The sequence below is a fragment of the Streptacidiphilus sp. MAP12-16 genome (assembly GCF_041262165.1).
Classification (GTDB): domain Bacteria; phylum Actinomycetota; class Actinomycetes; order Streptomycetales; family Streptomycetaceae; genus Streptacidiphilus.
The window spans coordinates 33,874-56,656 of the sequence record NZ_JBGCBY010000039.1; the positions used below are offsets into that span (position 1 = coordinate 33,874).

Sequence of the window (22,783 nt, forward strand, 5' to 3'; positions counted from 1 at the left end):
CGTCGGAGACGCCGTCTCGACGGGCCGCCTTCAGGTGCGTTCATCTGCGGTTCCCGTCCTCAGGTGCGAGCTCCGCCCGGCGGACCTAGCGGGGAGGTGCCGGCCATGGCGACCGGCCGCCGGCGCAGTGAACTCATCTGTGCGGCTTGGAAATGTCGTGGCGGACATGGGATTCGTGCCTTCGTTTGGCAGTTCGGATGCTTCCGGAGCTGATGACCGCCACCCGAGCGCGGCCTGTCATCGCGCCCCGGGAAGACGCAGGATCAGTCAGTGGCCAGTACCGAAGGCACTGCCGATTTGGCGTGGTCGACCCGCTGGTGGTGATCTGAACAACGTGGCCGCGCCGGGCCAGCATCTGCCCGACGGCCAGCTGCGTGATACGGACGAAGCCGCTGAGGTTCACACCGAGGGTGGCGTCGCACTCGCCCTAGTTGTACTCGGTGAACGGCTCGGCGACGTAGAGGCCGCCGTTGTTGTCACAGGGTGTCGGTGCGGCCGAACCGCTCCATCGCGGCCGCGGCGACACGCCCGGCCGTGGCAGGGTCGGCCATGTCGCCCTGGACCGTGAGGAGGTCCGGGTCGTCGGAGGGCGCGATGGACCGGGACGTGGCGACGACGGAGTAGCTGAGCTTGCGGTAGGCCTTGACCAAGCCTGCGCCGATGCCCTCCGACACGCTGGTGCTCACGGCTACCTTCTGGCCGGGGGTGCTCATGGTGACCTGCCTCGGGAGTGGTTGGCGACCGGTACTCGCTGCCGATCCCTCCGTACAACGAGTCGACCGGTCGTCCTACTGAGCTTTCGCGTGCGATGTCGGTTCTCCAGTGCGCCCTGACCTGCAACGCTCGGCGCCCTGCACCCGACATCCCTCGATGGTCCTCAGTAACTGCTACAGGTGCCTTCGCGCTGCCAACATCGGAGGAGACCGTAGATGGTCTCCCACTGACCGTAGCGAACGGGAACGTCGCGCCAGGGCGCAGCGGTCCGCGTCCGCCAGGGTATGCCGTTGATCAGCTGCCGCTCGGACCAGTCGCGGGGTCGCCCCGGCTTCTTGCCCACTGGCTACAGCGGCTCCAGCCTGGCCCATTGCTCACTCGTCAGATCCCCACGCCTCACGAGTGGATCAGGACAGACCTCGATCCACTTATGGAACAGAACCTAGTCCAGGTGGGAAACTTGGTAGTGGCCGATGTGCCAATCGTCCCCCGCGGGAGTGATCAGGACAGCGAGCTTCACGTTCAGCGGGGGCCTGTCGGTGAACGAGAACTCGACGGCGAGGTAACCGAGGACGAGGTCGTCGCCGTGCCGCCTGGTCTCGAGGATCCGGTATGCCGCCTTCATGCCGAGGGGCTGGGATTCGTAGTAATCTACGATGCCCTGTCGTCCGACGCTGTAGGGGTGCAGCCCCTGGAAGACGGCGTCTTCGGCGAAGAGGGCGGCGACGCGTTCCGGCTGGTGCGCGTCGACCGCGGCCTTCCACTGGTCGAGCACGCCGGTCAGGATCGCCGTTTCGTCGGGCGTGGTGGTCATATCCGCTCCGTAAGGTCTGAGCCTTGTTGTGCTGATGTCAGTGCCCAGCGTTCATGCCGCCGTCGACGTGCAGGATCTCGCCGGTGACGAAGGGCGCCGTCTCCAGGTAGAGCACAGCGTCGACTATGTCGTTGATTTCACCCATCCGGCGGACGGGGTGGAGGGCGGCGAGGAACTCGTGGGCCACCTCCGGGTGCATGGGGGTCTTGATGGTGCCCGGCGAGACCGCGTTGACGCGGATGCCGCGGGTGGCGTACTCGATCGCCAGGGACTTGGTTGCGGCCTGCAGGCCTCCCTTGGTCAGCGAGGCGAGGACGGACGGAACGCGGGAGTCCGGGCTGTCGACCAGGCTGGTGGTGACGCTGACGATGTGTCCGTCGCCCTGGGTGAGCAGGTGCGGCAGTGCCTTCTGGGTGAGGTGGAAGAAGCCGTCGACATTGGTGCCGGTCACCGTGGCGTAGTCCTCTCCTGTGTAGTCCGTGAAGGGCTTCGCGACGAAGATGCCGGCATTGTTGACCACGCTGTCGATGCGCCCGAACCGCTCGATGGCGGCGTTGACGACGCGCTCGGCAGTGGCGGGGTCGGCGATGTCTCCCTGGACGGTGAGGACGTCGGCGTCGTCGGCCGGCGCGATGGTGCGTGAGGTGGCGACGACCGCGTAACCGAGCTTGCGGTAGCCCTCGACGAGGGCGGCACCGATACCCTGCGACGCGCCGGTGATGATCGCAACCTTCTGGTCCTGCGTGCTCATGATGACCTTCTCCGAACTCATTGACCGGACTAACCGACCGGTCGACTAATCGAAATGTAGGTCAGACCCTCCGACAGACGGAAGGATCGGCTTCCTCCTGGCTGGAAGGCGCAGCCTTTTAGCGCAGCTCAGCCCGGCAGCGCGTAGGGGTCGTCGGCGGGCAGCCAGGCGTCCGGGGCGTGGATGCCGAGGTCTCCGACCCCGTCACACAGGGCCTCCACGACCGCCAGGACTCCGGTGCGGTCCTCGCTCTCACGCCAGACCAGAGACCAGGTCCAGTAGACCTTCGGCGTGACGATCTCGCGGCGGATCAGGTCGGGCGGGAGCGGAGCGGTCTGTCCTTTGGGTGAGTTGATGACGGGGCGGGTGCATCGGCGGACGTGGTCGAAGAAGGCGGGACCCGTGATGGCGCCGTCGGAGATGCGCACGGCACGGGCCCCGATGACCCGCGTCAGTTCCTGGGCGTACTGGTTCCAGGAGTCCCAGGCGGTGATGTCGTCGTCCATCAGGACGTCGGTATCGCGGGCCGCCACATCCGGTGCGTCGCCGGTGTCGCCGCCTTTCACGACGGCGTAGAGCCGGTCCGCGCCGATCAGGCGGGCCCGCAGCCCGAGCCGCTTGAGGTCCTCGGCGCGCAGCCAGCAAACGGCGAGGTCGAGGCTGCCGTCGGCGACCCGGGCGGCCTGGGTGTGCGACGGGGCGACCCAGGCGTCGACATGCACTTGGGCCACCGCGGCCGTCCTCGCCATCAGGTCCGACGGTAGCCAGTTGACGTATCCCAGCCGTACCGACTGCGAGCCCGACAAGCGGCCCGCCCGGCGTTTGAGGTCCTCTGCCCGCTCTAGCAGGGCGCGGGTGGGCGGAAGGAGGGCGGCACCGGCCGGGGTGAGCGCGACCGAGCGGCGGTCTCGGTCGAACAGCCGGACGCCCAGATCCCGTTCGAGTGCCTTGATCTGCTGGGAGAGCGAGGGGCCCGCGATGAGCAGCCGCTCGGCGGCCCGGCCGAAGTTCAGTTCCTCGGCAACGGCGACGAAGTACCGCAGCTGGCGCAGTTCCACGCGCGCCACGCTACGCGCTCTGGAAGGCCATGCCTTTCAGCGAGGCAGTCCGGTCGTTCAGCCTGCTGCGAGCAGTGCGGCTGCCCCGGCGACCTCTGCGGTCACCCGGGCGGCTAGTCCCGTCATGCGACTGGCGACCAGGCGGAGCGCCGTGGGCGGGGCCGGCGGAAGACGCCGAACTTGATCGAGTTCGCCGTCGCGAAAGCGGACGAACAGGCCAGTAGGTCAGGTCGTCACGACCGAGCTGCTTCTGCCGGTGGTGGCAGGACTGCGGCTGGTAATCCAGCACCGCTTGCATCTCGCCGCCGTGGCCGGCCAGATCTCCTTGACCGTCTCCTACGACGTTCAGCCGCCGGACCATGCGGGGGCCTATCGACGGGGCCTTCCAGACTCCCGTGTGAACGGTCCTGCCCTGCCAGGGCACATCCTTGGGCAGCCCTACGTTGACGCACATCAGCGTCGACTCTGACTCTCGCGCCGCCCGCGCTGTCGGCGCGGAGGAAGAACTGGGGGTTGCCGTCGCGGTGGGCGTCGGGGATCTGCTCGAGGTCGTGATCGCCGCCACGGCCCTGTTCAGGGCGTGGGGCTTTCAGGGCGCGGGGGCGAGGCGTCCGGCGAGGGCGGGGCGAACGCGCTGAGCAGCGGCTGGCGATGCAGCGGCGGCGGCTCACCGGGCAGCCCCAGGCGCTGCCAGGCGAGCCGGACCGTGAGAGTCTGCAGGCGCCTGGCCCGCAGGAAGAGCAGCGCCGCGAGCGGCAGTTCCACCAGGACGGCCGAGGCGACGCTGCCCCACACCTGGGATGTCCCCCAGTCGAGGGCGATGTCGAACCACGCGTCGCACACCAGCAAGGTGCCCGCGATCACGGCCAGAAGGATGAGGATCTGCCTCCGCAGGAACACCGCCAGCCCGGCCCCGGTAAGGGACACGAGCAGCATCACGTCGAAGCCGACCCAGGCCGCCGACCAGTGCCGGGCTTGGAACTGGTCGGGCAGGAACAGCGCCAGATAGACCGTCCACGGCACCAGGACCACTACGCACAGGGCGAGAAGGCGCAGCGCGCGACGCCTTCGGCGGACTGCGTCCGCCGTCAGGACCAGCGTTTGGCCCGGCCCGTTGGCGGGGCTGTCGGCCGACGCGGCCTCCTCGTCCATCGCCTGGCTCCTGGGAGTACGAAACGGAGGGATGTCCTCATGGTACGAAGACCTGATCGCGGTGAGTTCCAGTTCTCCGAGGGGACTGGCTCCGTGCCCCTCGGGATCGGCAGCGGTGGATCGCAGGCGGACCCGATCCGCTGATCGGAGGGACATCATGCCCTCGACGTACGCGCCGAGGCCGCAGCCGAGGCACTCCTGCTTGGTCGCCGTGCCCGGCGGTGGCGGTGCGTTGGTAGCGGGCCCGGCCCAGGAAGGCCTCGACCTCGGCCTCCACCGCGGTCTGGATGATCATGCGGGCGCCGAGGCGGGCGACGTCCTCCAGGGCCTCGACCAGGTCGCGGTCCCCGGTGAACAGGGCGTCGATTTCGGCGCGCAGGGCATGCGTGGGCGATACTCGTGCGGTCTCGGGCGTGGGGCTCCTCGGAGAGCAGTGACGTGTGAACTTGGCGGTTCAGCACGGCACCCTACGCCCGTGATCATTTACACCGGTACTTGGACGCGCCCCGCTCGACCTGCCGCCGCGCGACGGCGACCATCCCAGCGTCGAGCTCGTGGTCGGGACCGATGTCCACGGTGTTGCAGTGCACATCGATCCGGCTCTCGTCGCCCGCTCTGGCTCAGTTGATCAGAGCAGTAGGCTCCTCATCAGCGGGTCAGTCGGTGGACGCGGTGGGGCCCGCCTCGCGGAGGCACCGTTCAAGGCGTCGCAGAAATCCGTCGAAGGAGTCGTCCGCGGGCCAGGTCTGATAGGCGGTGAGGGTGGCGGCCACGGCGAGGTTCATTCGCAGGGCCGCGGTCAACTCGTCGGACCTGGTGGTGCGTTCAGCCGCCCAGTTCCGCAGGTCGGTGAAGAACTGCTCCCCGAAGCTCTGGCCGGACTGGGCGAGGGCAGGCGACTGCGCCTTCAGGATGCGCTGCAGCGGCATGCGCTCGCGCAGGCTCTCGCAGAATCCCGTCAGGATCGCGGTCAGGGAGTCCCAGAGCGGCTCGTCCGCGGGGCGGTCGTTCATCAGGGCCTGCCAGTTGCGCCGCTCCTCGGGGTCCTGGTCGAAGACGACGGCCTCCTTGCTGGCGAAGTAGTTGAAGAAGGTGGCGCGCGAGACGTTCGCGGCGGCAGCTATCTGCTCGATGGTCGTGACCTCGTAGCCCTCCTCGTTGAAGAGCCGCAGCGCGGCGGACCGGATAGCGCGCCAGGTCGCCAGCTTCTTGCGCTCCCGCAGATTCATCGTTCCTCCCATGGGTCCATCGTACGGCTCGATTCCTGGACGAGTGCATTTTTGGACGCGTCTAAGTTTTTGGGTTACGGTGGAGTCGACCCCGAGGGAGAAATCATGAGCAAGGTCTGGTTCATCACCGGTACGTCCCGTGGCCTCGGCCGCGCGTTCGCCGAGTCCGCGCTGGAGCGCGGGGACAAGGTCGCCGCGACCGCAAGGAACGTGGCCGCACTGGACGGTCTGGTCACCAAGTACGGCGACGAGGCGGTCCTGCCGCTGGCCCTGGACGTCACCGACAAGGCCGCCGTCGCCGTCGCGGTGACCGCCGCGCACGAGAAGTTCGGCCGCCTGGACGTCGTGGTCAACAACGCCGGCTACGGACTGTTCGGCATGATCGAGGAGATCACCGAGCAGCAGCTGCGCGACCAGATGGAGACGAATTTCTTCGGCGCATTCTGGGTCTCCCAGGCCGTGCTGCCGATCCTGCGCGCGCAGGGCAGCGGCCACATCGTGCAGGTGTCGTCCGTCGGCGGCGTCGTCGCGTTCCCGTCGCTGGGCGCTTACCACGCATCCAAGTGGGCGCTCGAGGGCTTCAGCGAGTCCCTCGCCGGGGAAGTCGCCGGCCAGGGGATCAAGGTCACCGTCGTCGAGCCGGGCGGCTTCACCACCGACTGGGCCGGCTCCTCCGCCGCGCAGGCCGAGCCGAACCCCGCCTACGACCAGGTCCGCGAGGCCCTCGCGGCTCGCTTCGGAGAAGCCCGGTACGCCGACCCCGCCGACGCGGGCACCGCACTGCTGCAGATCGTCGACGCCGAGAACCCGCCGCTGCGGGTGCTCTTCGGTACGGAACCCATCGAGATCATCGAGCCCGTCTACGCCCAGCGCCTTCAGACCTGGGCTGACTGGGAGCACGTCTCCCGGACCGCACAGGGCTGACCTTCGACCGCCTCTGGATTCACTCGAACGGCGTTGTCAGGTCAAGCCGAGCCGTCTGCGACTGTCATGATCACCGGGCAGGTCGTCACTGGTGGAAGAGCAGGCCATGGACTTCGTGCAGGCACCGTCGTATCGGGGTTACCGCTATCCGCCGGAGGTCATCAGTCACTGCGTGTGGCTGTACCACCGGTTCACCCTGAGCCTGCGCGACGTCCAGGAGTTGATGCTGGAACGCGGGTTCGAGGTCACGTACGAGACGATCCGTCAGCGGTCGATGACGTTCGGCCCCGACTACGCCGCGGCCCTTCGACGCCGTCGGGGGGGGGTGCTGTCAGGTTGATGGAGTTCCGGGCGGGGTGATCCGGATCGGGGCATGGCTGGCTGTAGGGCCGGTCTTGGCTCAACCGGTGGCGGACACGCCGGTGACGGTGTTCCACTCGGCGAAGCGGGTCTTCATCTCCTGTCGGTAGTCACTGGCTGTGAGCAGGTGGCGGCGTTGTCGGAAGTGCGGGGAGATGTAGCTCAACGCTCCCAGGAACCGTTGGGCTGTGCCGACGGAGCGGAAGCCCTTCATCGCCCGTTCCCGTTCCCGGGTGGGTTGGTGGGAGTTCTCGGCCCGGTTGTTCAAGCCTTTGTGGTTGAAGAAGCGGCTGGCCGCAGCCTTGTCCCGCTTGTGCTGGACCAGGGTGTCCAGCACCATGCCGTTCTGGTCGACGGCCCGCCACAGGTACTTGTGCTCGCCCTGGATCTTGATGAAGGCCTCGTCCAGGTGCCATTTGTCCTCGCCCGGGTTCGGGCGTCGGCGGCGCAGTCGGCGGGCGTAGTCGGAGCCGAACGTGATCGACCACTGACGGATCGTCTCGTAGGTGACCTCGACGCCGCGCTCCAGCATCAGCTCCTCGACATCGCGCAGCGACAGGGCGAACCGGTGGTACAGCCACACGCAGTGACCGATAACCTCGGCCGGATACCGGTAGCCCCTGTACGACGGCGGCTCCACGAGCAGGCCCCTCCCAGCAGCGACTGATCGGATGATCGTGCCAGCCGGGACAGGCACAGCTCAACCTGACAGCGCCCGCCAGCGCGCTGCCTGCGCACTATCAGGCGATCACGAAGAGCGTGATCGCGGTGCCGGAGCCGGCGACTCCACGGGTCTGGGGTGGGGCTCGGCCTCAGCGTCTGGCTGCGTCGACACCGTGCAGGCGATGGTGAACCAGGTCCGGTAAGCGGGCCCGGCGCCGGTCCGCAACGGTCGGCAGGCACGGCCCCTCAGTCCTTGTGGTCGTCCGGGCGGACGGCGATGTGGTCCGGCGCGAGGTCGACGGCGACGCGGTGCTCCATGCCCAGCGCCTGAAGGAACTTGGCGGGCAGCTGGATCCGCCCGGTGCGGTCGAGCATGACGTACTCGCGTTCGCTGACGGACTCCTCGCCGTGCTCGTCGACCACGGTCCGGCGCAGCACCTCGGTGCTGGTACGGCCGTCGCGGACGGCGACAGTGCGGCGGACCTCACCGGCCACCATCGGGTCGTGGGTGACGATGACGACCGTCGCGCCGAGCTCCCGGTTGACAGTGCGGAAGGCCTCGAAGATGCCGCCGGCGGTCTCGGAGTCGAGCTCGCCGGTGGGCTCGTCCGCGAGCAGCACCGCGGGCCGGTTGGCCATCGCCACGGCGATGGCGACGCGCTGCTGCTGGCCGCCGGAGAGTTCGGCGGGGCGGCGGTCGGCGAACTCGCCGATGTCGAGGGCGTCGAGGAGCTCGCGCACCCGGGGGAGGTACCGCTTCGCGCGGCGCCCGTGGGCGAGTTGGAGCGGCAGGGCGATGTTCTGGGCGGCGGTGAGGAAGGGCAGCAGGTTGCGGGCGGTCTGCTGCCAGACGAAGCCGACCACCTCGCGGCGGTAGCGCAGGCGCTCCTTCGCGGTCATGGTGAGCAGGTCGCGGCCGGCGACGGTGGCGCCGCCGGCCGAAGGCAGGTCGAGCCCGGCGAGGATGTTCAGCAGGGTGGACTTCCCGCTGCCGGAGGCACCGACCAGCGCCACCAGGTCACCCTGGTCGACCACCAGGTCGAGCCCCTGCAGGGCCTGCACCTCGATCCGGTCCGCGCGGAAGATCCGGACCAGCCGGTCACAGGCGATCGCCGCGCCGGTCCCGTAGCCACGGGGCGCTGCGGCTGCCAGGGCCCGGTCGCGGAGGTCGTCGAAGGTCGGGGAACTGCTCAACGGCCGTCTCCTGCTCTCAACTCGATGGTGATCTGCCGCCTGCCCTGAACGGCCGCCTCCACCAGAACGGCCAGGGCCACCAGACCGGCGACGATCAGGGTCTGGCCGAGGATCGGCGGGGCGGTGAGCGACACGCCCGTCGGCACCGAGGCGCCCACCAGTGGTGACAGGTCGACGGTGGGCCCGAGCAGCAGCACGGCCGCGGCTGCTGTGAGCCCGCCGCCCAGGGCCGCGGCCAGCGTCTGGGGCATGGCCTCGGCCAGGATCAGCCGAAGACCCTGGCGGGGCCGCAGGCCCATCGTGCGCAGCCTGGCCAGCAGCGCAGCGCGCTCGGGGCCGGCCCGCAGCAGTGCCAGCAGCACGGCCAGCACGGCGAAGCACCAGGTCGCGACGGTGCAGTCCCAGAACAGGCCGGTGGCTGTGGCCTGCAGGGGGTCGTCGGCGAGCGCGGCGAGGTGGGCGCTGCCGGCGTCGACCAGATAGTCGGAGGGAACGCTCGCGCGCAGGCGGGTCTCGCTGACGGAGCCCAGGCCCAACCAGCGGTTGGGGTGACCGGTCCCCGGCAGCCGCGCGCCGGCCGGCACCACGACGACGGACGCGGCCGGGGCGATGACAGCCGGAGTCCCGGCGACCACGCCGACGCCGGTGACCTGCAGTTCGGAGTTGTCGTCGAGGAGCAGCCGGAACGGCCGGTGCGGTCCGGCGCTGCTGGCGAGGTCCGCGCTGACGAGCGCGGGCACCTGGGCCGCCGCTCCTGTCGGACGGGTGGTCAGCAGTGCCGGGTCGAAGGATCCGCGGCCGATCGACCGGGCCAGTCGTGCGTAGTCCGCCGGATCCACCGCCACGACCGTGGCGTGCACCGGGGTAGCGCCTTCGGTCTGGACGGTGACGTCGTCCTGCTCCCAGAAGGGCGTGCCCAGGCTCAGGCCCGGCAGTGCGGCGAGGGCCCGGATGACGGACGGCGCCAGCGTGGTACCGGACGGGGCGGTCACCGAGGCGTCGCCGCCGACGGCGAGCCGGGCCGCCGTTCCCCGGGAGTCGGCCACCGTCCGCAGCGTCGCGGCGCCGAAGCCGGCGGTGGTCACGGCCAGCGTCAGCGCGAGCAACGGCAGCATCGAGGCGCGGCGCCGGTCGCCGGCACCGCTCGCGGCCCGCGTCAGGCCCAGGAAGCCGACGGCTCCGCTGCCCCTGGCCGCGGCTCGGGCCAGCGCGCCGACCACCAGCGGCTGGCATCGCGCCAGCACGACGGCCCCGACGGTGGCGAGCAGCAGTGGAGCCGCGATCAGCAGCGGATCCAGCCCGCTGACGCCGCGGCGACGCACCTCCAGCACGGCCGCCACCGCGGCGGCGAGCAGGACGAGTTCGGCGACCAGGCGGCGCCCCCGGCGACGAGGCCCGGTCCGCAGGCCGAGTGCGTCCCTCGCCAGGGTGCGCACCGGCACGGCCAACAGGGCGAGAAGTGCCGCGCCGAGAGCAGCCAGCACCGCCGTGAGCCAGTTCGTCGTCGGCAGCAGCACCAGGGCTAGCGCGGTGGCGAGCGCGCCCGCAGGCAGTACGGTGCAGGCACCCTCGCCGAGCAGACGCAGCAGCAGATCCTTCCGGGAGCCGCCGCGGGCCAGCAGCAGGTGGAGCTCCGTGGCCCGTCTCTCGGCGGTCAGCCCGGCCGCCAGGCACAGCACCACGACCACGACCCCGGCCAATCCGGCCGGGCCGACGGCGGTGAGCGGCTGAATCGCGGCCTGCCGGGCGGCGACCTGGTCGAACAGGTCCAGGAGCCCGGAGCTGACGGACAGCTCCGGGCGGCCGGTGGCGTCCGTCGCGGCCTGCGCGCTCGGGCCGTTCAGCCAGGACGCGACGGCGCTGCGGCTGTCCGCGAGCCGGTTGTCGCGCAACCTGGCGCTGTCCACGGGCAGGCGCCAGAAGTCCTGCGCCTGCAGCCCGCTCCACGGGCCGATGGCGGCCACCGAGTCCTGGCCGACCAGCGCCGTGGCGCTCCAGAACGTCGGCGGCGGAGCACCGCCCGGGGCCTGTTCCCGACAGGCCCCGGTGGCGCAGGACAGGCCCGCCCAGAAGCGGTCCGTGGGGTCGTCAGCCGTGTACAGGCCCACCACCTGGACGCTCATCGCGGTGTCGGCGAGGGGAACCGAGTGGAGCACCTGGCCGAGTCGGACACCGAGGGTGCGGGCGGCGTCCCGAGCCAGGGCGATCTGCACGACCCCGCTCCCGGGAGGGGCGTCCGGCCAGCGGCCGCTCACCAGCCGCACGTGGTCGGTGACGTGGGCCAGGTAGAGCAGGTGGAGCTGAGGGTCGAGCCCGTCCGGCCGCGCCAGGCCCGGATCGGGGAGCTCACGCGGCACCCGGCCCTGTTCGCCGTAGGCGGCGTCACGCGCATCGAGTGGCAGGTCCGGGCCGAGCTGCTGCCGCAGCACGCTCAAGGCGTGGTCCAGGTCCTGGGCGCGCCCCGCGCTGTCCATCACCTGGGGTCTGGCATAGACCTGCAGCTGGGTCGCGGACGGATCGGCGCGCCGCAGGTACGCCTGCAGTCCCTGGTCGGCCGACCGGTCGAGTGCCCTGGGCAGGGCCGCCGCCAGGAAGACGGCGCCGAACGCCAGGACGACGGCGAGCAGGGACGCCAGCGGCGCGCTGCGTAGGCGGGTGCGCACCCACGGGGACCGGACGGGCGCGGTCACAGCTCCTCCAGGGGACGCGGGCGGGCGGCCGCGCTCCGACGCCCGCTCAGGAAGGCGGTGAGCACCGGCACCACGGTGATCGCGGCGATCAGTGCGAGCGTCCGGTCCAACGGCAGGGCGACCAGGACGGGCGGTACGGGCTGCTGGGCCGTGGGGGTCAGCACCACCAGCGGCACCACCAGACGGACGATCAGGGCGCCGACGCCGAGGCCGACCGCGGTGCCGAGCACGATGAGCACAGCGGCTTCGGCGGCCGCGGTCCGGGCCAGCCGCCGTGGCGGGCAACCGAGGGCGAGCAGCACCGCGTGCTCGCGGGTGCGCTCCGACGCAGCCGCGGCCGTCGCGGCGGCGAAGCCGATCGCGGCCAGGACCGCCGCGAGCACCGCCAGCGCGAGCAGGGTGACCTGCGGCCCGGCGCTGAGCGGGTCGTCCGTCAGCTGCGCGGCGACCTCCTCCCGCAGTTGCAGGCTCTGCGTCCCCGGTCCGGCCCGCAGGGCCGCGGCGGCCTGGGCGGGCCCCTGGTCCTGCGGCGAGGAAGCGGGCAGCCACCACTCCGTGGGCTCCGGGGGGAGCGTACCGGTGACGGCCAACCGCCTGCTGAGCGCGCCGAGATCGACGATCAGGGCGGCGTTCCCGGCCGTCGGCATCGCGTTCAGCTCGGCGGTGATGCGCAGCGGGACTGTGGTCGTGCCGAAGGGGAACGGCACGACGTCGCCCACCGTGGCTCCGACAGCGTCCAGGTAGCCGCGCGTCGCGAGGGCGGGCAGCGCCGGTGCCTGCTTCGCGTCCTGACCGGCCGTCCGAGCGGGGTCGGCGCCGACCGGGGTGAGCGTCGCGTCGACGGAGCTGCCGGCGGTGCTGTAGTCGACCGCCAGCACGCCCGGACCGGGCTGCACGGTGAGTGCCGGATCCGGCGTGGTGGGCAGGTTGGGGTCCACGGCGTTGTAGGCCGACCAGGCCAGTCCGGCGGGCGCGGTGACGGCCGTGGCGGGGCCGTCCTGGGTCTGCGCGGTCGCGACCCGGCGCACCGTCAGCTCACCGGAGAACGTGACCCCGGGCTGCAACGCCAGCTGGACTTCGACACCGGCCAGGGTGAGCGGCCAGGCGATGCTGCCGAACGGGGCGCCGGCCGACGTGGTCAGGTCCACCGACAGCGTCGCGTTCCCGTCCAGCGGTGGGCCGGTCAGCTGCACGATGTGGACGGCGCCGAAGCGGTCGCGCAGCTGCACCAGGAGCTGGGGGCTCGACTGCCGGCTCTCGGTCGCCGTGGTGCCGGCCGACTGCCCCGCGCCGGTGAACACCTGCAGCCGGGCGCTCAGGTCGAGGTCGAGCCGCGCCGGGCGACCTGGCAGCGGGATGCCGGCCGCCGCCCCGCGCGGACCGGGCTGGGCGAGCGGTGCGAACAGCTGGTGCACGCTGCGCCCGTCGAGCAGGTCGGGTCGGATCGACAGCTGCGCCGCCACCGCGGCGGCGTCGACGGCGAGCAGCTGAGTGTCGCCCCCGTTCGGCAGCGCCACCTGGGTACGCGCCACCGGGATGATCGGGTCCCCGCCCGGGAGCGCGCCGTACCGGCCGCCCTGGCCCAGCGGCGGCAGGGCGGAATCCGAGATCCGCAGGCCGTCGGCGGTGGCGAAGGAGGCCTGGTCGGACTGCGAGGCCGACCAGGAGGTGTGCTCACCGAGCGCCAGCACGCCGGTGGCGACGGCGAGCACCAGCAGCAGCGTCGGTCCGGTGGTGCGCCCGGGGCGTCGGGCCAGCTGCCAGCCGACCAGTGCCGCCGACAGGCCGCGGCCCCGGGCCGCGAGCAGCCCGCCGAGGCGCGCCGCGTAGGGGAGGAGGCGCAGCACCAGGACGGTGCCGGCGCACAGGGCCAGGGTGGGGGCCGCGACCGCGACCGGGTCGACCCCCAGGCCCGCGCCCGCATCCGCGCCGTAGTGCTGGAGCTCCTGGTAGGCGAGGACGGCCAGGGCGATCAGCGCCAGGTCGGCGCCGGACCGCGCTGCCCCGCTCACCAGCGCCTGCCGCTGTCCGGCCCGCTGCCGCAGGCCCGCGGCCGCGCCGCGCAGCAGCGTCGGCGCCGCGGTGAGCGCGACACAGGCGAGTGCGCACAGGGCGGCCACCAGCCACGACCGCCAGGACAGCGAGGTGTCCACCGGCAGGTGCGCGAGCGGCCCGTAGCTCCTGCCCAGCAGCCGCAGCAGCAGCGGGGTCAGCAGTGGCGCGAGCACGGCCGCGGGCAGGGCGAGCAGCAGCGCCTGGCCGGCCGTGAGCAGCCCCAGGCGCCGCCGGGTCGCACCGCGGGCGGTCAGGAAGGCATCCTCGGGGGCCTGCCGGGTGTTGATCAGCTGGACCACCAGCAGCAGCGCCACTACGGCCAGGAGGGCGAGTTGGAGCGAACCGATCAGCTCGTCGGACCAGGACGCCTGCGCACCGGCGCGCACATCGTCCAGCTCCGCCCCGAGCTCCGTCTGCGCCGAGAGGCCGGAGCTGCGCTGCAGGTCGGCGGTCGCCGGGTCGAGGCGGCTGCGCAGCGCGTCGGCATCGGCGAGCCGGGCCGTCGACAGGTCAGGGCTGAGCAGCCAGCTGCGCCCGTCCTGGGGCAGGGCTCCGGAGGTGAAGACGGTATCGTCCACCAGCATCGGGCCATAGCTCAGGAAACCGGCGAGCTGCACCTCGCGACCGCCGAACGGGTCGAGTTGCCAGTACGGCGCGGACGGATCGTCGGCGCGGTAGACACCGGTGACGGTGACGGTGAGCGGCCCTCCGCCGTACCGGTCAGCGAGGCGGACCTGGGCCGGCACCGCGTTCGCGGCCAGCCGCAGCCGGGTCAACTCGGCCCGCGGGACCGCCACTTCGATCGCCGATCGAGGCCCGCTCGCGGGCGCCGGCCAGTGGCCGGAGAGCAACTGGACATGGTCGCGGCCCAGCGCGGCGAGCTTGGTGAGATCCGGATCGGTGCCGCCGGTGCCGGACACCCCGGGAAGCCCGTACGGGCGGCTGCGCGAGAGTGCGTCGACAGAGACCGGGAAGCGTCCGAACAGCGTCCGCGCGAAGGCCGCGACGGCCACGTTCTCGCCGGCGCGTCGGTCGGCGCCCTGGTCGCCGGAGAGCAGGACGGTGGTGCGGTCGTTGCCCGACCCCTGGAGAGCGCGGCTCACTCCCGCGTCGCCGACGGACTGGCCGAAGGCCTGCAGGCAGGTCAGCACGTTCGTGGTGATCAGCACCGTCAGCACCAGCGCGACCGTGAGTTGCAGGCGGCCGCGCGCCCGGCGCAACACGAAGCCGAACATCCCGCTCCCCCCGGTGTATGCGCAGTCACGCCTCGGTGGTGCCCTCCCGCGGCACAGCGGCTGATCTTGGCAGAGGTGGGTCCGTCTACGGAAGAGGGGGCTTGCGCGAACCGGGCAACCGGTGTGCAAATGTGAGCACTGACAGGGGTGGCACTTGTGGAGGTGGTCGAGTGGCAGGGCAAGCGGCAGTCGTGGTGGAGGATCTGCGCCGCAGCTTCGGCAGCGGGACGCGGACCGTGCATGCGCTGCGTGGTGTCTCGTTCTCGGCCCGCAGCGGCGAACTCACCGCGCTCAAGGGCCGTTCCGGGTCGGGCAAGACGACCCTGCTGAACCTGGTCGGCGGGCTGGACACCCCGACCTCGGGCCGGGTCGAGCTGGACGGTACCGACCTCGCGACCCTGGACGAGGACGGCCGGCTCGCCCTGCGCCGGGACCGGATCGGCTTCGTGTTCCAGTCCTTCGGCCTGATCCCGGTGCTGTCCGCGGCGGAGAACGTCGGGGTGCCGATGCGCCTGCGGCGACTGCCGGCGAAGCAGCGCGAGGAGCGCGCCCGGCTGCTGCTCTCCCTGGTCGGACTGGCGGACCACGCCGACCAGCGACCCGGGGAGCTCTCCGGCGGCCAGCAGCAACGCGTCGCCATCGCACGGGCGTTGGCCAACGAACCGAGCCTGGTCATCGCGGACGAGCCGACCGGACAACTGGATTCGGAGACCGGCCGACAGGTGATGGAGCTGCTGCGAGCGGTCGTCCGCAGCGAGGGCGTCACCGTCGTGGTGGCCACGCACGACCCCAACCTGATGGAACTCGCGGACCGCGTGGTGGAGTTGCGCGACGGGCGGCTCGTCGACTGACGAGCGCGCCGACCGCATGAGGGGTCGGGGGTTCACGCGGTGCCGCTCGGCGCCTGGGAGCGTCGCAGCGGTGTTGGGGTGGACGTGCCACGGCGCCGGGAGCGGGCACGACCTTCTTACAGTGTGATCGAGAAGACCCACAGGTGCCGGTCGGGTTCGGGGATGATCACGTAGTAGACGATCGCGGCCGGGGTGCTGATGACCCGGACCGAGTCGTCCAGTTCGTACTTGTCGGCCTGCGGCCACGAGTACGGGTCGGCGCAGGCCCGTAGGACTGCCTGGTGCAGGATCTCGCGCTGATCGGGTTCCAGTGTGGTTCGGATGGTCGTTCCGACGTTGGGTGCGAACCGTGCGGGGACGGGCATCAGCCGAAGACCTCGCCCATGTTCATCGCCCCGGCCTCGGAACGCCCGGCGTTGTTCCAGCGCTGGTACTCGGCGGCGGCGAAGGCCAGCGCTCGGGCCTCGCGGGCCTCCGGGCTTCCGGTGCGCGCCGCCCTGTCGGCGGCGGCGAGTCGTCCCACATAGTCCGCGAGCGTCAGGCCCGCCTCGCCGGCGGTCTCCCGCAGGTACGAGGCCAGCTCTTCCTCTATCCGCACGTTCAATTGCGTCGTTGCCATAGCCCAAAGCTAGCAACCCGCTAGCAAGAGCGGAAGGGTCGTTGGCCACCAGATTGCGCGGGCACATTCGCGTGAGCAGTATCTGATGCCGGTTGTGCGGTGCAGTCCGTATGCGGAGCGGCCGCCTTGGCGGACGAACTGGCGTCGCCGAAGCAGGGGCAAGGGAGAGCTACCACCAGTTGACGGTCCCGTTGCCGTGCAGCGTGGGTGGCGAGGTGGTTCCAGGGCGTTTACATCGGCCCCGCGTATGTTGACGGCGTCGTCGGCCCGACTACCTGGGGACATCTGCGCCGTCACTGATCAACGTTGAATGAGTCAGCGTCGAATGAGCGTCCAGGCCGGCGGTGCTGTCGGCTCCAGGTGCATGGCCATGAGTGGTACCGACGAGCCTCGCACGTAGGCGCGTTCCACAGCTCAGCGGCACTTTGGTTGCTCCGGCTCGTGGCCGTTGACTCTCAGGTCACGGCCATTGGGGTTGCCCCGAGCCCGTCCGGCAACCTCACATACCCGTCTGCGAAATGCTGTGGCCGCACCTCCAATCACCCCTTCAGAGAGGAATATTCATGCGACCCCTGATCCGGCGACTCGCATCCGTCGCTACCACCGTGACCCTGGCCGTACCCGGCGCCGTCGCCCTGGCGTCCCCCAGCCTCTCCGGCGACCAGCTGCTACGCCGGCAGCTGCACCGGCCTGAACCCCGCCACGACGATCTGTGAGAACGACGCCCGCACCGTGAGGACCGGGGTAGTCGGTCTCACCGGCATCCAGCTGCGCTACAGCCCCACCTGCCGAGCGGCTTGGGCGCGGGTGACCAACGGGCACTCCGGCGACGAGATCACGATCAAGAACTCCAAGGGCAACTACTATGCTGCGTGGGTCCCCTCGGGCGGGGGGGACGACGTACACACGCATGATGAACGACGCCGGCATCACCTCGTGGGCCTGCGACTACCGTCGGTGACGGTAGCGGCCAGGGCGAGTGCACCAACGCCTACTGAACATCCCAGCGCCGACCTCCACTACCGAGACCTCGAACGTGCCGACACCCAACGTGTCCGGACCAAGTGACAGGTCGCCGACCTCGCGCAGGATCCGCTCCACCTCGGCCGGATCGCCCGCGACCGCCTGCGCCCACGCCCGCCGGTGAGTCGGACTGCCGACGACCCGGCAGGTCAGGGCGGGAGCGCCGCGGACAGGGGCAAGGGGAGCCTGGCGCTGGCGGGGGGGTTCAGCCTGGCTCGGGGAGAGGAGCTGCCTGGTGTCGTCTTGGGGTGATCAGGCCGGTTTCGTAGGCGAGGACGACGGCTTGGGCGCGGCTGGAGAGGGCGAGTTTGTTCATGGTTCGGTTGAGGTGGGTTTTGATAGTGGCGGTGCTGAGGACGAGGTGTTCGGCGATCTCGGCGTTGGACAGGCCGGTGGCGACCAGGCGCAGGACCTCGCATTCGCGGGTGGTCAGGATGTCCATCTCGGGCGGGGGAGCGGTGGCTGGTTCGGGGCGCGGGGTGTAGGCCTCGATCAGGCGGCGGGTGATGGTGGGGGCGAAGAGCATGTCGCCGGACGCGACCGTGTCGATGGCGGCGAGCAGTCGTTGGGGTGGGGTGTCTTTGAGGAGGAAGCCGCATGCGCCGGCGCGCAGGGCGGTGTAGACGTACTGATCGAGGTCGAAGGTGGTGAGGATCAGGATGCGGGGAGGCGGGTCGGCGGCGGCGGCCAGGATGCGCTGAGTGGCGGTGATCCCGTCGGTGCCGGGCATTCGGATGTCCATCAGGATCACCTCGGGCCTGGCGGTCGCAGCCATGCGGACGGCTTCCTCGCCGTCGGAGGCTTCGCCGATGACCTGGAGGCCCGGGGCCGCGCGCAGCAGCGCGACCAGGCCGGCGCGGATCAGGATCTGGTCGTCTACGACGAGCACGCTGGGCATCCCCCGGCTGTCCTTCCTGACGGCTACTCGGTCCGGCTCGCTCGGGAATCCTCGCTCGTTGTGGGGAGGGGCAGGGTGAGTTGGACCTGGAACCCTCCGTGGGCCCGGGGGCCGGCGGTGACCGCCCCGCCCAGAATCCTGGCCCGCTCCCGCATACCGATCAACCCATGGCCACTGGATCCGGGCAGGACGGCTGGAACTGGTCGCCGTCCGTCGTCGGCGACGCTGATTCTGAGCTGGTCACCGCGGTAGTGCACTGTCACGGTCGCCTGGCACGGGCGGGCGTGTTTGAGCACATTGGTCAAAGCCTCCTGAACGACCCGGTAGGCGCACAGGCCCACCCCGGCAGGTAGACGCCGCGCGGCGCCGTCCACCTGCAACCGGACCGGCACCCCTGCGCCGCTAACCCGCTCGACCAGCTCACCGAGCCGCTCCAGGTTCGGCGCGGGGGCATAGGACTGCTCCTCGTCGTCCACGCCACCGCCGGAGCCTTCGGTGCCCTCGGGGCCGACCCGCAGCAGGGCCAGCATCCGCCGCATCTCCTCCAGAGCCTCCCGACTGGTAGCAGCGATCGTGCCCAACGCACCGCGCGCCGTGGGCGGGTCGGTGCTGAACACGTAGCCGGCCAGGCCGGCCTGCACCGAGATCACCGACATGTGATGGGCTACCACGTCGTGCAACTCCCGGGCGATACGCACCCGCTCCTCAGTGACCGCCTGCCGTGCCCGCTGCTCCTGCTCGCGGCGCAGCTGCTCGGTCAGTGCGGTGAGCTGTTCACCGCGTTCGGCCGAGACGCGCGCGGCAAAGCCGAACCGGCACATCACCGCGCAGAACAGCACGCTCTGCCCGACCACCGTCGGCATCGAACTCTGCAGGCCCATCAGCCCCGCGTACACCCAGACCGCGCCGGACAGCGTCGCGCAGGCCAGTGCGACGCGCAGGGGTCGGGTGGCGGCCACGGTGTACAGCGCCAGAAGCGGTGCGAGGCAGTTCACGACGGGCCAGTAGCCTGCGGCGATGAACCAGATCCACATCAGGCAGATGAAGACGCAGACGGCCACGGGTGCACGCCTGCGGGCCGCGACCGGAATGTTGACCAGGCAGATCAAGACGTAGCCGAGCGCGTCCAGGTGCAGATGGTGCCAGCCCTCGGGCGGCGGGTTCTGCCCGAGAAGCATGCTCACACCGGTGAACGCCAGCGCGATCACCACGTCCACGACCAGGGAGTACATCGGCGAAGGCTACGGCCCCGTCAGGTGAGCGGTCGTCAACCCAGCGGCGGAGCCACGCCTACCGCAGAAGTTTACCCAGGCACCCACCAGGGTTCCAGCCGCCCGCCGACTACCGCGCTGGTCGCAGTAGCAACCTCAACCCCCTGCGGGATGCCCCACCACACCCGGCCTCCGTAGCGTGTCTCTTGGTCAGCCCCTGACAAGCACAGCTCGGGCAAGAACCCAGCGACTGTCACCCCGCAGACCACCATCCCTCACGTCAGGAGACAGCATGCGCAAGCAACTCGCCGCCGGCCTCGGCACCGCGGCATTGGCCGCCGGAATGCTCCTCGCCCTGCCCGGTACCGCCGCCCACGCGTCCACGATCCGCCCCTCCGCTGTCAATCGATGCGCACAGTACGACACCTGGCAGACGCTGAACGGGGGCAACTACCTCGCCGACCCCAACTACGGCGGGAGGGGGACCCGAGTGATCGTCTGGCCCTGGACCGGCGGCACGGAGCAACACTGGTGCATGGAGCGGGCCACGGAGGGCGGCTGGTATCTGCATCCGGGGCACAAGACCAACCTGTGCATGGACGTGCCGGGCAGCAACTACAGCGACGGCGTCGGCCTGGTGATCTGGGACTGCAATGGTAGAGCGAATCAGCGCTTCGATATCACCCCGGTGCACATCGGCGTGTCTACGCATGTGATCACGCCGACGGCTAATGGTTCAGTACGGGTCACCGCAGGAAACGGGGGCGACGGCAACGTAGTCACAATCAGTACTGACGCCAACCAGAACACCGACTACGGCCAGTTCTGGGGATGAGCGAGGCTCGTATCAAGCGTTGCTCGTAGACGACGTCCGCGGTACTGCCGGCCTTCCCCACCGCACACCAGGGCATTGCTGCTCGTACGGCTCGGCGGCATAGTGCGGGCAGGCATGCTGCCCGTGCGCGATAGCGTGTCGCCCGCGTCGAAGCTTTGATGCGCCGCCTGCTGGACGCTGCACCTGACCACCAACGCCTGATCCTGCAGCCCTAGGCAACCTGGTTGGTACTGCGGCGCATCCGCGAGCGTGCCCGCACCACCCGCGTGACCAACTCCAGCACCACTTTCGCTCCCACACCCAGGTCACTGGCGCACGGAACTTCCTGACCTGGATGGGCAGCCGCAACCCGACCTTGGAGACTGTCACCCAGGCCGAGGTCGACCTCTGGATCACCGAAGGCAGCAGCACTACCGGCGCGTGCGGCATTCCTCCGGCGCTCGGGCGGCTGGTGCACTCCGGGCGAGTGTTCCTCCCTTCGCGGGTCAGGGTAAGCCCTCGGCAGGTACCTGTAGTGGGGAGATGGGCGATGCCGACTCTGTAATCCCGGCGCTGCGCAGTAACCGGCTGCCCTGCTACCCGTGCGGCGCACGGCCTGTCGATAGCTCCGGGCGGCTGCTGCCGCTGCGGGTGCAACCGCTGCTGTCTGCCGCACGCTGCTGCGGTTGGTGCGGTTGCTGCTCGCGCTGCGGTCGACGGTGGCGATACCTGCGGGCCGGGTCTGCTCAGCTGTCGGCGGGCTTGGTGCGGTGGCCGCGTCCGGGCCGGGCGCGCTGGGCGGTGCGGACCTGGTCGGCGTCGCAGCGGGCGTGGACGCGGCCGGAAGCGGCGGCGTCGTTCTCGGCAGTCGTCACGCCCCAGCGGGACAGGGTGTGCCGGGCGCTGCCGGCGCAGGCCGCGCCGATCAGTTCGGCGACCTGGTCGGCCGTCAGCAGCTCGCGGGGCGCGGCGGCGTAGGCGGCGATGACGGCGTCCAGGTCGACGTCGCGGACCGCACCCCTGGCGTCGGCCTCCACCAGCGGCTGTGAGACCTGGGCGGCGGGCCGCTGGATGCCCTCTCGCAGGCCGACGACTACCAGTACCAGCTGGAGTACCTCGCCATCGAGGCCTGGCTCGTCACCGCCTATACCGACAGGGCCGGCTGCTACGCCGAGGCCGTCACCCGGGCCGGAAGCGTCCTGCCCGAGCTGTTCTCCATCGGGCAACCGCTACCGCTGCCCGACCACCTGCCCCACGGCCGAGGACCGCAGCTGCGACGGCTGCACCACCTGCGATGCCGGGACCCACCGCCAGCAGGTCCAGGCCGCGTTCGCGCTCTCCCAGATCCTGGACCGCCTCCAGTGGGATGCGTTCTGCGAACTCCAGGACTGACCGGGCAGCCACCAGTCGAGCGCGCCTTGTATCGTCTCGCAGCTCCACTGACCTGCGAGGTTCCCCAGGAGGAGAACGGTGTATGGGGTGGGCGTCAGTCGCGGGGGTGCAGCTGGTTGACCTGGCGGCTGCCGTGGCCCTGTGTCGGCGGCGTTCAGGCCTGTCGTGGCCGGGTCGGGCGGGAGGGCGAGCCGGGGTTTCGCCGGGGCGTGTCGGGCGGGTCGGCCGCCGGCGGTGGTGGGCCATCGGGGGTGCAGGTGTCGTTGCGGGCGAGTGGGCCGGGTGTGGTCCCGGCGGAGACGGTGCGGGTGGCCCGTGCGGCGTTCCCAAAGGGAAGCCTGGCGATCCGGGTCCGGGATGAGCTGGGGGTGCTGTTCACTGACGGGCAGTTCGCCGATCTGTTCCCGGCGCGGGGCAAACCCGCCTGGTCGCTGGGCCGGTTGGCGTTGGTGCTGGTGTTGCAGTTCGTGGAGGGCCTCACTGACCGGCAGGCCGCGGAGGCGGTGCGGGGGCGGATCGACTTCAAGTACGCCCTCGGGCTGGAATTGACTGATCCGGGCTTCGACTTCTCGGTGCTGTCGGAGTTCCGGGACCGGCTGGTCGAGGAGGATGCCGGACGACGGGTGCTGGACGGCATCCTGGCTGCTGCCCGCGACAAGGACTTGCTCAATGCTGGCGGGAAAGCCCGGACCGACTCCACGCATGTCCTGTCCTCGGCGCGGGAGCTGTGCTGGCTGGAGATGGTGGCGGAAACGTTGCGTGCGGCATTGAACGGGCTCGCCGCCACCGCCCCCGAATGGCTGGTCCAGGTCGCCGGGCCCGAGTGGTTCAAGCACTACGCCAGCCAGGAGCTTCACCACTTCGTACAGCCGGACTCAGCAGTCATCCTGCCGCATCATCAAGTTGGAAAAGGCTCACTGGAAGTAGTTCTCATCGCGGTGCCAATCCAGAAGCGCGCGACAGGTACGGCGGGACCGCCAATCTGGGACAACTGCTGGCGGCCAGAGGCGAATGACGAAGAGGGATTGTTCGCAACACGCCGACGCAGCGAAAGTTCACCGGCCGGGAGACACAATGGTCACGCGCACACGATTGCTCAGATGCGCGTGTCCCCTACACACGCCATGCCGGTCAAC

At 70.7% G+C, this 22,783-nt stretch carries 21 protein-coding genes and 2 pseudogenes; 7 read left to right on the plus strand and 16 right to left on the minus strand.

What is annotated here, in order from left to right; all coding sequences use genetic code 11:
- Positions 1-476: 476 nt before the first annotated feature.
- The 7 genes from ABIA33_RS34515 to ABIA33_RS34545 all read right to left on the minus strand — a co-directional run bounded on the left by ABIA33_RS34515 (position 477) and on the right by ABIA33_RS34545 (position 5,730).
- A complete protein-coding gene (locus ABIA33_RS34515) occupies positions 477-713 on the minus strand; it encodes a hypothetical protein (RefSeq protein ID WP_370087454.1) in 237 nt (78 codons plus the stop codon).
- Positions 714-877: 164 nt separating this feature from the next.
- Positions 878-1,057: a transposase gene (locus ABIA33_RS34520; protein ID WP_370087456.1), complete on the minus strand. Its 180-nt coding sequence runs from the start codon at positions 1,055-1,057 to the stop codon at positions 878-880.
- A gap of 99 nt (positions 1,058-1,156) precedes the next feature.
- Complete coding sequence (locus ABIA33_RS34525; protein WP_370087458.1) at positions 1,157-1,528, minus strand: SgcJ/EcaC family oxidoreductase; 372 nt, start codon at positions 1,526-1,528, stop codon at positions 1,157-1,159.
- A gap of 37 nt (positions 1,529-1,565) precedes the next feature.
- Positions 1,566-2,279 (minus strand): SDR family NAD(P)-dependent oxidoreductase, encoded by a 714-nt coding sequence (locus tag ABIA33_RS34530; protein WP_370087460.1) that lies wholly within the window; start codon positions 2,277-2,279, stop codon positions 1,566-1,568.
- A 128-nt stretch (positions 2,280-2,407) separates the two neighbouring features.
- Positions 2,408-3,346 carry a LysR family transcriptional regulator gene (locus ABIA33_RS34535; protein ID WP_370087463.1) on the minus strand — a complete coding sequence of 313 codons (939 nt, stop codon included), beginning with the start codon at positions 3,344-3,346 and terminating at the stop codon, positions 2,408-2,410.
- A 564-nt stretch (positions 3,347-3,910) separates the two neighbouring features.
- Entirely contained in the window at positions 3,911-4,489 is a 579-nt protein-coding gene (locus tag ABIA33_RS34540; protein ID WP_370087465.1) for a hypothetical protein, read from the minus strand.
- A 656-nt stretch (positions 4,490-5,145) separates the two neighbouring features.
- On the minus strand, positions 5,146-5,730 hold the full coding sequence (locus ABIA33_RS34545; protein ID WP_370087467.1) for a TetR/AcrR family transcriptional regulator: 585 nt from the start codon (positions 5,728-5,730) through the stop codon (positions 5,146-5,148).
- Positions 5,731-5,823: 93 nt separating this feature from the next.
- On the opposite strand from ABIA33_RS34545, the gene ABIA33_RS34550 reads away from it, so the two are divergent.
- Positions 5,824-6,642 (plus strand): SDR family NAD(P)-dependent oxidoreductase, encoded by an 819-nt coding sequence (locus ABIA33_RS34550; RefSeq protein WP_370087469.1) that lies wholly within the window; start codon positions 5,824-5,826, stop codon positions 6,640-6,642.
- Positions 6,643-6,748: 106 nt separating this feature from the next.
- A pseudogene (locus ABIA33_RS34555) lies at positions 6,749-6,961 on the plus strand (IS6 family transposase); the annotation flags it as partial.
- A gap of 81 nt (positions 6,962-7,042) precedes the next feature.
- On the opposite strand, the gene ABIA33_RS34560 reads toward ABIA33_RS34555, so the two are convergent.
- The 4 genes from ABIA33_RS34560 to ABIA33_RS34575 all read right to left on the minus strand — a co-directional run bounded on the left by ABIA33_RS34560 (position 7,043) and on the right by ABIA33_RS34575 (position 14,839).
- A complete protein-coding gene (locus ABIA33_RS34560; RefSeq protein WP_370087471.1) occupies positions 7,043-7,642 on the minus strand; it encodes an IS6 family transposase in 600 nt (199 codons plus the stop codon).
- A 269-nt stretch (positions 7,643-7,911) separates the two neighbouring features.
- Entirely contained in the window at positions 7,912-8,859 is a 948-nt protein-coding gene (locus ABIA33_RS34565; RefSeq protein ID WP_370087473.1) for an ABC transporter ATP-binding protein, read from the minus strand.
- Entirely contained in the window at positions 8,856-11,549 is a 2,694-nt protein-coding gene (locus ABIA33_RS34570) for a hypothetical protein (RefSeq protein WP_370087475.1), read from the minus strand. The genes ABIA33_RS34565 and ABIA33_RS34570 overlap by 4 nt, the downstream gene beginning before the upstream one ends.
- A complete protein-coding gene (locus ABIA33_RS34575; protein WP_370087477.1) occupies positions 11,546-14,839 on the minus strand; it encodes an FtsX-like permease family protein in 3,294 nt (1,097 codons plus the stop codon). Before ABIA33_RS34575 ends, ABIA33_RS34570 begins: the two co-directional genes overlap by 4 nt.
- A 170-nt stretch (positions 14,840-15,009) precedes the next feature.
- On the opposite strand from ABIA33_RS34575, the gene ABIA33_RS34580 reads away from it, so the two are divergent.
- Positions 15,010-15,690: an ABC transporter ATP-binding protein gene (locus ABIA33_RS34580; RefSeq protein WP_370087479.1), complete on the plus strand. Its 681-nt coding sequence runs from the start codon at positions 15,010-15,012 to the stop codon at positions 15,688-15,690.
- A 116-nt stretch (positions 15,691-15,806) separates the two neighbouring features.
- Here the strand turns inward: ABIA33_RS34580 and ABIA33_RS34585 are convergent, their stop codons facing one another.
- Together ABIA33_RS34585 and ABIA33_RS34590 are read right to left on the minus strand one after the other, a co-directional pair.
- A complete protein-coding gene (locus ABIA33_RS34585; protein WP_370087481.1) occupies positions 15,807-16,055 on the minus strand; it encodes a hypothetical protein in 249 nt (82 codons plus the stop codon).
- A complete protein-coding gene (locus tag ABIA33_RS34590; RefSeq protein WP_370087484.1) occupies positions 16,055-16,309 on the minus strand; it encodes a hypothetical protein in 255 nt (84 codons plus the stop codon). The genes ABIA33_RS34585 and ABIA33_RS34590 overlap by 1 nt, the downstream gene beginning before the upstream one ends.
- 563 nt (positions 16,310-16,872) lie before the next feature.
- Here ABIA33_RS34590 and ABIA33_RS34595 point away from each other — a divergent pair.
- Both ABIA33_RS34595 and ABIA33_RS34600 read left to right on the plus strand, forming a co-directional pair.
- Entirely contained in the window at positions 16,873-17,025 is a 153-nt protein-coding gene (locus tag ABIA33_RS34595) for a hypothetical protein (RefSeq protein ID WP_370087486.1), read from the plus strand.
- Between the two features lie 16 nt (positions 17,026-17,041).
- A complete protein-coding gene (locus tag ABIA33_RS34600; RefSeq protein ID WP_370087488.1) occupies positions 17,042-17,377 on the plus strand; it encodes a DUF2690 domain-containing protein in 336 nt (111 codons plus the stop codon).
- Between the two features lie 160 nt (positions 17,378-17,537).
- Here the strand turns inward: ABIA33_RS34600 and ABIA33_RS34605 are convergent, their stop codons facing one another.
- Entirely contained in the window at positions 17,538-18,230 is a 693-nt protein-coding gene (locus ABIA33_RS34605) for a response regulator (protein ID WP_370087490.1), read from the minus strand.
- Between the two features lie 23 nt (positions 18,231-18,253).
- Positions 18,254-19,462, minus strand: coding sequence for a sensor histidine kinase (locus tag ABIA33_RS34610; RefSeq protein WP_370087492.1), 1,209 nt, complete (start codon positions 19,460-19,462; stop codon positions 18,254-18,256).
- A 271-nt stretch (positions 19,463-19,733) separates the two neighbouring features.
- On the opposite strand from ABIA33_RS34610, the gene ABIA33_RS34615 reads away from it, so the two are divergent.
- Positions 19,734-20,276, plus strand: a complete 543-nt coding sequence (locus ABIA33_RS34615) for an RICIN domain-containing protein (RefSeq protein ID WP_370087494.1) — start codon at positions 19,734-19,736, stop codon at positions 20,274-20,276.
- Between the two features lie 725 nt (positions 20,277-21,001).
- Here the strand turns inward: ABIA33_RS34615 and ABIA33_RS34620 are convergent.
- Positions 21,002-21,481 carry a hypothetical protein gene (locus tag ABIA33_RS34620; protein ID WP_370087496.1) on the minus strand — a complete coding sequence of 160 codons (480 nt, stop codon included), beginning with the start codon at positions 21,479-21,481 and terminating at the stop codon, positions 21,002-21,004.
- Between the two features lie 423 nt (positions 21,482-21,904).
- On the opposite strand from ABIA33_RS34620, the pseudogene ABIA33_RS34625 reads away from it, so the two are divergent.
- A pseudogene (locus tag ABIA33_RS34625) lies at positions 21,905-22,495 on the plus strand (transposase); the annotation flags it as partial.
- Positions 22,496-22,783 lie beyond the last annotated feature (288 nt).

What these genes read in the sequence shown, in the direction of transcription:
- ABIA33_RS34540 (WP_370087465.1), bottom strand. Translation starts at nt 4,489, where the DNA reads ATGGACGAGGAGGCCGCGTCGGCCGACAGCCCCGCCAACGGGCCGGGC.
- ABIA33_RS34530 (WP_370087460.1), bottom strand. Translation starts at nt 2,279, where the DNA reads ATGAGCACGCAGGACCAGAAGGTTGCGATCATCACCGGCGCGTCGCAG.
- ABIA33_RS34615 (WP_370087494.1), top strand. Translation starts at nt 19,734, where the DNA reads ATGCGCAAGCAACTCGCCGCCGGCCTCGGCACCGCGGCATTGGCCGCC.
- ABIA33_RS34595 (WP_370087486.1), top strand. Translation starts at nt 16,873, where the DNA reads ATGCGACCCCTGATCCGGCGACTCGCATCCGTCGCTACCACCGTGACC.
- ABIA33_RS34545 (WP_370087467.1), bottom strand. Translation starts at nt 5,730, where the DNA reads ATGGGAGGAACGATGAATCTGCGGGAGCGCAAGAAGCTGGCGACCTGG.
- ABIA33_RS34585 (WP_370087481.1), bottom strand. Translation starts at nt 16,055, where the DNA reads ATGCCCGTCCCCGCACGGTTCGCACCCAACGTCGGAACGACCATCCGA.
- ABIA33_RS34550 (WP_370087469.1), top strand. Translation starts at nt 5,824, where the DNA reads ATGAGCAAGGTCTGGTTCATCACCGGTACGTCCCGTGGCCTCGGCCGC.
- ABIA33_RS34605 (WP_370087490.1), bottom strand. Translation starts at nt 18,230, where the DNA reads ATGCCCAGCGTGCTCGTCGTAGACGACCAGATCCTGATCCGCGCCGGC.
- ABIA33_RS34515 (WP_370087454.1), bottom strand. Translation starts at nt 713, where the DNA reads ATGAGCACCCCCGGCCAGAAGGTAGCCGTGAGCACCAGCGTGTCGGAG.
- ABIA33_RS34575 (WP_370087477.1), bottom strand. Translation starts at nt 14,839, where the DNA reads ATGTTCGGCTTCGTGTTGCGCCGGGCGCGCGGCCGCCTGCAACTCACG.
- ABIA33_RS34590 (WP_370087484.1), bottom strand. Translation starts at nt 16,309, where the DNA reads ATGGCAACGACGCAATTGAACGTGCGGATAGAGGAAGAGCTGGCCTCG.
- ABIA33_RS34610 (WP_370087492.1), bottom strand. Translation starts at nt 19,462, where the DNA reads ATGTACTCCCTGGTCGTGGACGTGGTGATCGCGCTGGCGTTCACCGGT.
- ABIA33_RS34525 (WP_370087458.1), bottom strand. Translation starts at nt 1,528, where the DNA reads ATGACCACCACGCCCGACGAAACGGCGATCCTGACCGGCGTGCTCGAC.